We start from the raw sequence: 8,753 nt of genomic DNA on the forward strand, positions 1-8,753 counted from the left end.
CGCTTCGCGCAAACCGCGCGGAAGTCAATCTTGCCGCTGCCCCGGCCGCCGGGTAGCCTGCATGAATTCAGTGCGTAAACCGGCATGACCGTCAGCTACACCCACCTGCACCTGCACAGCGAATATTCGCTGGTCGACTCGACCATCCGCATCAAGGCGCTGGTCGCCGCCTGCGTGCGCGACGGCATCCCGGCGGTGGCACTGACCGACGACAGCAACATGTTCGCACTGGTGAAGTTCTACAAGGCCTGCAGCGCCGCCGGCATCAAGCCGATCGGCGGTTGCGACCTGTGGATTTCCTCCAGCGACGACCCGCGCCCGTGGCGACTCACCCTGCTGTGCCAGAACCGCGACGGTTATCTCAACCTGTCGCGACTGGTCTCGCGCGCGTGGCAGGAAGGTCAGCACGGCGGGCGCGCCCTGGTCGACGTGTCGTGGCTCACCGCCGGCGCCACCGAGGGCCTGATCGCCCTGCTCGGACGCGACAGCGAAACCGCTCGCCTCGCCATCGGCCAGGGCATCGACGCGGCGCAGGTCAGGTTGCGTCCGCTGGCCCGGCTGTTTCCCGACCGGCTGTATCTGGAGCTGACCCGCTGCGGCCGCGACGGCGAGGAAAACTGGAACACCGCCGCCTTGGCACTGGCCGGCGAACTGGCGCTGCCGGTGCTGGCCAGCAACGACGTGCGCTTCCTCAAGCAGGATGACTTCGCCGCGCACGAAGCACGCGTATGCATCAACCAGGGCCGCGTGCTGGCCGACCCCAAACGCCCCCGCGAATACAGCGACCAGCAATACCTGAAGACGCCCGCCGAGATGGCCGCGCTGTTCGCGGATATTCCCGAGGCGCTGGAAAACACCGTCGAACTGGCCAAGCGCTGCACGCTGGAACTGAAGTTCGGCACGTACTACCTGCCCGACTTCCCGGTTCCCGAAGGCCACGACCTCGACAGCCATATCCGCGAGCTGTCGCGGCAAGGCCTGCGCGAGCGCCTGGAAAACGCGCCGCTGGCAGCCGACCACACGCTGGACGACTACAACGCCCGGCTGGAACGCGAGCTGGACGTCATCGTCAAGATGGGCTTCCCCGGCTACTTCCTGATCGTGGCGGACTTCATCAACTGGGGCAAACAGAACGGCATCCCGGTCGGCCCCGGGCGCGGTTCGGGCGCCGGCTCGCTGGTGGCCTGGGCGCTGAAGATCACCGACCTCGACCCGTTGCAGTTCAACCTGCTGTTCGAGCGCTTCCTCAACCCCGAACGCGTGTCGATGCCCGACTTCGACATCGACTTCTGCATGGATCGCCGCGACGAGGTGATCGACTACGTGGCGCGCAAGTACGGTCGCGACCGCGTCAGCCAGATCATCACCTACGGCTCGATGGCGGCCAAGGCCGTGCTGCGCGACTCCGGCCGCGTGCTCAGCATGCCGTACGGCCAGGTCGACCGGCTGGCCAAGATGGTGCCGCCGCGACCGCTCGACCTGACACTTTCCGACGCGCTCGGCCGCTCCGAGAAATCGAAGAAGGAGACCGACCGCGTCGTCAAGGAGTTCTGCGAAACCTATGAGCAGGACGAGGACGCCCGTGCACTGATCGACCTGGCGCTGAGCCTGGAAAACCTCACCCGCAACGCCGGCAAGCACGCTGGCGGCGTGGTGATCGCGCCGACCCCGCTGACCGACTTCGCGCCGCTGTACTGCGAAGCCGGCGGCGGCGGCGTGGTGACCCAGTACGACAAGGACGACGTCGAAGCGGTCGGCCTGGTGAAGTTCGACTTCCTCGGCCTGCGCACGCTGACCATCATCGACTGGGCGGTGAAGGCGATCAACGCGCGCCGTGCGAAAAGCAGACCCCATCTGCCCTCCGGGCATCTTCCCCTGCAGGCAGGGGAAGACAATCCGGAGCAGCCTGCGGCTGCCGCAGGCTCCATGGGCGAGGGGCCGCTGGACATTTCCCAAATACCGCTGGATGACCCGGCGCCGTACGAGCTGCTGAAGAAGGCGCAGACGGTCGCGGTGTTCCAGCTCGAATCCTCCGGCATGCAGCGCATGCTGAAGGACGCCAAGCCCGACCGCTTCGAGGACATCATCGCGCTGGTGGCGCTGTACCGCCCCGGCCCGATGGACCTGATCCCGAGCTTCGTGGCGCGCAAGCACGGCCGCGAGGACGTGGAGTATCCCGACCCGCGCGTCGAACCGATCCTGAAAGAGACCTACGGCATCATGGTCTACCAGGAGCAGGTGATGCAGATGGCGCAGATCGTGGGCGGCTACTCGCTCGGCGGCGCCGACCTGCTGCGCCGCGCGATGGGCAAGAAGAAACTGGAGGAAATGGCCAAGGAGCGCGCCAAGTTCCGCGAGGGTGCGGCGAAGGACGGCCTCACCGGAGAGAAGGCCGATTCCATCTTCGACCTGATGGAGAAATTCGCCGGCTACGGCTTCAACAAGTCGCATGCCGCCGCCTATGCGCTGGTTTCGTACCAGACCGCGTGGCTGAAGGCGCACTACCCTGCCGAGTTCATGGCCGCGACGATCTCCGCGGACATGGACAACACCGACAAGGCGGTAACCTTCCTCAACGAAGCGCGCGCGATCGGCATCACCGTGCAGCCACCGGACGTCAACGCGTCCGAGTACATGTTCGTGGCGATCGAGCCCAGGGTGATCCAGTACGGCCTCGGCGCGATCAAGGGAGTCGGCCAGGGTGCGTGCGAAGCGATCGTGGCCGAACGCGCCCACGGCGCTTATACGGACCTCGCTGATTTCTGTCGTCGCGTCGATCCCAACAAACTCAACCGGCGCGTGCTGGAAGCCCTGATCATGGCCGGCGCGCTGGATGCGCTGGCGGCCAATCGCGCCAGCCTGATGCTGCAACTGCCCGACGCGATCAAGGCCGCCGAACAGCACCTGCGCGACAAGCAGTCCGGCCAGAACGACATGTTCGGCGCGGCGATGGGCAACACCACGCCGGTAGTGAAAATCGAACTGCCGACCGTGCCCGAATGGCCGCTGGAACAGAAGCTGCAGGGCGAGCGCGACACGCTGGGCCATTACCTCTCCGGCCATCCCACCGACCCGTGGAAGGACGAACTGGCGCAACTGTCGACCTGCCCGCTGGGCGAGATCGTCGATCGCTACCAGCCGCCCAAGCCGCGCAAGAACGACGACGGCGACAACAACCGTTTCCGCCGTGGCCCCGACACGCCATGGACCGTCGCCGGCATGGTCACCGCCGTGCGCAAGCGCGGCGACAGCGATGCCTTCGTGCGGCTGGAAGACGGCACCGGCATCATCGAGGTGAGCTTCTTCGGCGAGCTGTACCAGCAGATGGCGCCGCTGCTCACCCGCGACCAGATGCTGGTGGTCGATGGCGGCCTGCGCATCGACGACTTCTCCGGCGGCGGTTTCCAGTTGCGCGCACGCAGCGCGTTGTCACTGGAAGACGCCTGTCGCAAGCACGCACGCGTGCTGCAGCTGAAATTGAACGGCATCGGCCCCGACTTTGCCGCCCAGTTGCAGCGCACCCTGTCCGGCTACCGCGGCGGTCGCGCCAGCGTCACCCTGCATGGCTACCGCAACCGCAACGCCCAGGCCGACCTGGAACTGGGCGAGGCCTGGCGGGTCGACGCCATCCCCGACCTGCTGCGCGCCGTCCGCGCCCTGCCCGGCGTGCAAGCCGTCCGCCTTCGCATCGTCAAGCAGCAGGATTGACGCGCCTTGCTCCCTCCCCTGCTTCGCAGGGGAGGGTTGGGGTGGGGTCGCTACTTCCTGCCCCGCTCCATCATCGCCTTGAGGTCGGCAAACGGATTGCCCGTCGCCGGCGGCGCTTCCTCCACCGCCATCACCCCGCCGCGCACGTGGTCGATGTGCCGCGAGTGCTCGTTGTCGTGGCAATACACGCACAGCAGCTCCCAATTGCTGCCGTCGGGCGGGTTGAAGTCGTGATCGTGGTTGCGGTGGTGCACGGTCAGCTCGGACAGGTTCGTGCGGGTGAACTCGCGGGCGCAGCGGCCGCACACCCACGGGTACATCTTCAGGGCGCGCTCGCGATAACCCAGCTCGCGCTGCTCGGCGGCGCGCCGGGCCTCGGCCACGATGCGGTCGAGTTTCGCGTTGTCGATGGGCTTGCTTGACATGCAGATGATCCAACTGCGGACGTGATGGGACAGGCGTGATGGGGCGGACGATAGCGCAATCGCGCCGCCCGTGGCAGACCGGGTGTCGACCCCGTCACAGCCATACGGCGGCGTTCTCGCGTTTTGTTGCGGGACGCTATACTGCAGCGCTTCAGTACCGTGAATTGCAGCGAATGAACCCAAACTTCCTCGATTTCGAACAACCCATTGCCGAACTGGACGCGAAGATCGAAGAGCTTCGCCACGCCAGCGACGGCCAGGCGTTCAATATCGAGGACGAGGTCGGCCGCCTGCGCGAAAAGCTGAAGATCAAGACCGCCGAGATCTTCCGCAACCTCAACTCGTGGCAGACCACCCAGCTGTCGCGCCACCCGGCGCGTCCGTACACGCTCGACTATATCGGCGTGATCTGCGAGGAATTCCACGAACTGGCCGGCGACCGCATGTACGCCGAGGACGCCGCCATCGTGGGCGGCCTGGGCCGCGTCAACGGTCGGCCGATGGTGATCATCGGCCACCAGAAGGGCCGCAACACCAAGGACAAGGTGCGCCGCAATTTCGGCATGCCGCGCCCGGAAGGCTATCGCAAGGCGTTGCGCCTGATGAAGATGGCCGAGCGTTTCGGCCTGCCGCTGCTGACCCTGATCGACACCCCCGGAGCCTATCCCGGCGTCGGTGCCGAGGAGCGCGGCCAGAGCGAGGCGATCGCCCGCAACCTGCTGGAAATGGCCGAGCTCAAGGTGCCGATCATCTGCACCGTGATCGGCGAAGGCGGCTCCGGCGGCGCGCTGGCGATCGGCGTGGGCGACCGCACCAACATGCTGCAGTACTCGACCTATTCGGTGATCTCGCCCGAAGGCTGCGCCTCGATCCTGTGGAAGAGCGCCGACAAGGTGAAGGACGCCGCCGAGGCCCTCGGCATGACCGCCCCGCGCCTGTTCGAACTGGGCCTGGTCGACAAGGTCGTGCGCGAGCCGCTGGGCGGCGCCCATCGCAATCCGCGCTCGATGGCGATCCGCCTGAAAGCCGTGCTGCTGAAGCAGCTCGACGAACTCCAGGCGATGCCCGTGCCCGACCTGCTCGAACAGCGCTACCAGCGCCTGCGCAGCTACGGCGCGTACCAGGGATAAGCCCGCGTCGACACCGACGTGACCGATCGAGTCAGATCGGATACCGGTGTCGGATGATGTCCCGTGTCAGGTTCGGTCGGTCTGTGCGACCGACAACACAAGGATTGTCCATGAGCCGTCAGCAGCTTGCCGTCCTGGCCATTTGGCTTTTCCCGGCCTTCGTCATCGCCTCGGCACCAGTCGCGCAAACGCCGATCAGCTCGAAAGCGGCACTTGCCCGCTATCTGCACGACACCCCACCGGGCACCTCGCCACTGGATGACTTGTCGCCCGGTGGGCGGAAACGGTTTCTCGGACAACTCGACTTTGGCCAACACGGATTGCGCAGCATCCCGCTGGAGGATCTTGCCAACGAACTGACGCATCCGCAGATCGTGCGCCTGCTGGCGCTGTTCGGTGCTGAACAATACGCCAGCGAGGGGCTCACACCAGCCGAGCAGGCCACCCGCAAACGCGAGCGCGAGCAGGATGCCGCCGCCAGGGGATGCACCGTCGACACCTGCACGGAAAGCGACGTGGAAGAACGCTATGACGAACTCGTCCTGCAAAAAGCCGAATCTTCCCTGCCCGACACCCGGCGCTTCGCCCTCGCCGGCAACCACTACGACCGACTATTCGGCAGTCATCAGACGCCGGAACGCCTGCGTTCGACGAGCTACGCCGATCTGAGGCTGCTCAGGCGCGCCGCTGAAGAAGCCGTGTTCTACGTACCCAGCTCAGCGCACATCGCCCAGTTGCGAATGGATCTGACCGAGATGCAGCGACGCAACATGGTGGGCGACAGGGATTTTGCAGGCCTGCATCGGGCGCTGGTCGCCAGCCGCGATTTCGATGCCGCCAGCAGGCTGGCAAGAAGCCACCCCCACATGGATGCCGACAACGTGCCTGCGTTCCACATGCCAGGCTCATTGCCGCCGGGACAGCCTACGGCACTGACCGTGGACGCGCAGAACAACACGATGTCGCGCCAGCCTTTCGACCTGACCGCGCCGCTGCGCATCGTGGTGGTTGCCTCGTGCCACTTCTCGAAGGATGCGGCGCGTGCCATCGAGGCGGATGCGCAATTGCGCCCCATCTTCACCCGTGATGCCATCTGGCTCGCCAGCCAGAACGAGTACTTCAGTTCAGTCAGTGAGTGGAACCGGGAGTTTCCCGGCCAGCCGATCCACCTCGCCTGGCAGGACAGCGAATGGTCGATGCTGGACAGTTGGGCAATGCCCACGTTCTACGTTTTCCGCCACGGCCGCCTGGTGAAGAAGTTCAGCGGATGGCATGACATGAAGACGCTGAAGCAATCCCTGCACGAGGCCGGCGTGCTCCATTAGGGAACCCGCGAAGCACGACGTGCTCGGCGCGCGCTACCATCATCGTGCCCAACCCCTGCGGGAGAGAACCATGGCCCACGACAAGCTCGCCGTACTGATCGACGCCGACAACGCCCGCCCGGCGATCGTCGAGGGCTTGCTGGCGGAAATCGCGAAATACGGCACCGCCCACGTCAAGCGCATCTACGGCGACTGGACCAAGCCGGACTTGAACGGCTGGAAGGAAGTGCTGCTGCGCCACTCGATCCAGCCGATCCAGCAGTTCCGCTACACCGTCGGCAAGAACGCCACCGATTCGGCGATGATCATCGATGCGATGGACCTGCTCTACGCCGGGCGTTTCGACGGCTTCTGCATCGTCTCCAGCGACAGCGATTTCACCCGGCTGGCCTCGCGCATCCGCGAATCGGGGCTGACCGTGTACGGCTTCGGCGAGCGCAAGACACCCGAACCGTTCCGCACCGCCTGCGACAAGTTCATCTACACCGAAGTGCTGGCCGGCACCACGGCGACCGCCGAAGCCGAAGAGGCGCCGAAGCAGCGCTCGGCCAAGGAACTGCGTGGCGACACCCACCTGATGAACCTGCTGCGCGGCGCCATCGAGGCGGCCTCGGACGATACCGGCTGGGCCGGCCTGGGCCCGATCGGCAGCATCATCAACAAGCAGTCGCCCGACTTCGATTCACGCAACTACGGCTATGCCAAGCTCAGTGGACTGATCAAGGGCATCGGCCTGTTCGATACCGAGGAACGCCACATCGGCAACGGCAAGCACATCTACGCGCGCCAGCGCGCCGCGAAAAAATGAGCGGCCCGAAGTGAGCGACACGCTGCACCGGCACCTGCGCCGCGCGCTCGAGACCTTGCCACCCGCGCCGCTGTGCGTGGCCTTCAGTGGCGGGCCCGATTCCAGCGCCTTGCTGCATGCGCTGGCGCAGCTGGCGCCGGCGCGCCTTCGCGGGCTGCGGGCATTGCATGTCGATCACGGCCTGCACGGGGACAGCCGCCTCTGGGCGGAACATTGTCGGGCGTTCTGCGCCGCGCTCGACATCCCTTGCGAGGTGTTGCCGGTGCACGTGCAGCGTGGCAGCGGCAGCGGCCTGGAAGCGGCCGCACGCGAAGCGCGCCACGCCGCGCTGGCCGCCCGGTTGCGCGAAGGCGAGCTGCTGCTGTTCGCCCATCACCGCGACGATCAGGTCGAAACGGTCTTGCTGAAACTGCTGCGCGGCGCCGGGCCCGAGGGACTGGGCGGCATGCGTGCCTTGCGCCGGTTCGATGGTGGCCAGTTGTGGCGCCCGCTGCTCGAACTTCCCCGCCAGCAGCTGCACGACTACGTGGCGGCGCAGGGGCTGGCCTGCATCGACGATCCGTCCAATGCCGACATCCACCTCGCCCGCAATCGCCTGCGCCACGAGATACTGCCGCGCCTGCTGCGCTTCTGGCCGCAGGCGCCAGATTCGATCCTGCACAGCGCGGCATTGAGTCGCGCGGCGGCGGACACGCTGCGCACGCAATGGCTGGCCGCGTTCGACGAACTGCACGACGCATCCAGCGGCAGTTTGGACGCCCCTGGCTGGCTGGCGCTGGCGCCGGCGCTGCGCGAACCCTTGCTCGATCACTGGCTGCATGCGCGTGGTCGCAGCGCGCCCACCGCGGCGCAACGCCAGCAGATCGAGCGTCAATGCGCGGCACGTGCCGGCCGGTTGCCCTGCATTCGCTGGGATGACACCGAGCTGCATATCTGGAAGGGCCGGCTGTGGGCGCTGCCGACTACCATCGACATCGATGACGAGTGGCAGGCCGACTGGCAAGGCGAACCGCTGCTGCTTCCCGATGGCGGCGAACTGGCCATGGACGATCCTGCCGCCCGTTTCGTGCAGCCCTTGCGCGTGCGGCTGCGTCGCGGCGGGGAACGCATCAAGCCGGAGCGCGACGCGCATACCCGGGAATTGCGCGACCTGTTCCAGCAGGCGCGGATGCCGCCATGGCGGAGAGCATGTTGTCCGTTGATCCTTTCGGGCGATGAGCTGGTGGCGGTGGCGGATTGTTGGGTTAGCGGGCGCGGGGGGGAGTTGTTTCGGGGGGTGGGGGCGTGGCCGCGTTGGCGGGCGGGGCGGTGAGGCGGGGCGGCCCTCACCTCAATCCTCTCCCGCGAGCGGGAGAGG

The 8,753-nt window shown here is 66.5% G+C and carries 6 protein-coding genes; 5 read left to right on the forward strand and 1 reads right to left on the reverse strand.

Going from position 1 to position 8,753, the window contains the following annotated elements; genetic code table 11:
* Window positions 1-84: 84 nt before the first annotated feature.
* Window positions 85-3,708, forward strand: a complete 3,624-nt coding sequence (gene dnaE, locus ASD82_RS11485; protein ID WP_056717965.1) for a DNA polymerase III subunit alpha — start codon at window positions 85-87, stop codon at window positions 3,706-3,708.
* A 50-nt stretch (window positions 3,709-3,758) separates the two neighbouring features.
* Here dnaE and ASD82_RS11490 read toward each other — a convergent pair whose 3' ends face one another.
* Entirely contained in the window at window positions 3,759-4,133 is a 375-nt protein-coding gene (locus ASD82_RS11490; protein ID WP_056717966.1) for a YajD family HNH nuclease, read from the reverse strand.
* Window positions 4,134-4,306: 173 nt separating this feature from the next.
* Here ASD82_RS11490 and ASD82_RS11495 point away from each other — a divergent pair, with 173 nt between their 5' ends.
* The 4 genes from ASD82_RS11495 to tilS all read left to right on the forward strand — a co-directional run bounded on the left by ASD82_RS11495 (window position 4,307) and on the right by tilS (window position 8,708).
* Window positions 4,307-5,263: an acetyl-CoA carboxylase carboxyltransferase subunit alpha gene (locus tag ASD82_RS11495; protein WP_056717967.1), complete on the forward strand. Its 957-nt coding sequence runs from the start codon at window positions 4,307-4,309 to the stop codon at window positions 5,261-5,263.
* Between the two features lie 110 nt (window positions 5,264-5,373).
* Entirely contained in the window at window positions 5,374-6,588 is a 1,215-nt protein-coding gene (locus tag ASD82_RS11500) for a hypothetical protein (RefSeq protein ID WP_056717968.1), read from the forward strand.
* Window positions 6,589-6,658: 70 nt separating this feature from the next.
* Window positions 6,659-7,396 carry an NYN domain-containing protein gene (locus tag ASD82_RS11505; RefSeq protein ID WP_056717969.1) on the forward strand — a complete coding sequence of 246 codons (738 nt, stop codon included), beginning with the start codon at window positions 6,659-6,661 and terminating at the stop codon, window positions 7,394-7,396.
* 10 nt (window positions 7,397-7,406) lie between these two features.
* Window positions 7,407-8,708, forward strand: coding sequence for a tRNA lysidine(34) synthetase TilS (tilS, locus tag ASD82_RS11510; protein WP_056717970.1), 1,302 nt, complete (start codon window positions 7,407-7,409; stop codon window positions 8,706-8,708).
* Window positions 8,709-8,753: the final 45 nt, after the last annotated feature.

Source organism: Rhodanobacter sp. Root179 (genome assembly GCF_001428465.1).
Taxonomy (GTDB): Bacteria; Pseudomonadota; Gammaproteobacteria; order Xanthomonadales; family Rhodanobacteraceae; genus Rhodanobacter.

What these genes read in the sequence shown, in the direction of transcription:
- ASD82_RS11495 (WP_056717967.1), top strand. Translation starts at nt 4,307, where the DNA reads ATGAACCCAAACTTCCTCGATTTCGAACAACCCATTGCCGAACTGGAC.
- ASD82_RS11505 (WP_056717969.1), top strand. Translation starts at nt 6,659, where the DNA reads ATGGCCCACGACAAGCTCGCCGTACTGATCGACGCCGACAACGCCCGC.
- ASD82_RS11500 (WP_056717968.1), top strand. Translation starts at nt 5,374, where the DNA reads ATGAGCCGTCAGCAGCTTGCCGTCCTGGCCATTTGGCTTTTCCCGGCC.
- dnaE (WP_056717965.1), top strand. Translation starts at nt 85, where the DNA reads ATGACCGTCAGCTACACCCACCTGCACCTGCACAGCGAATATTCGCTG.
- ASD82_RS11490 (WP_056717966.1), bottom strand. Translation starts at nt 4,133, where the DNA reads ATGTCAAGCAAGCCCATCGACAACGCGAAACTCGACCGCATCGTGGCC.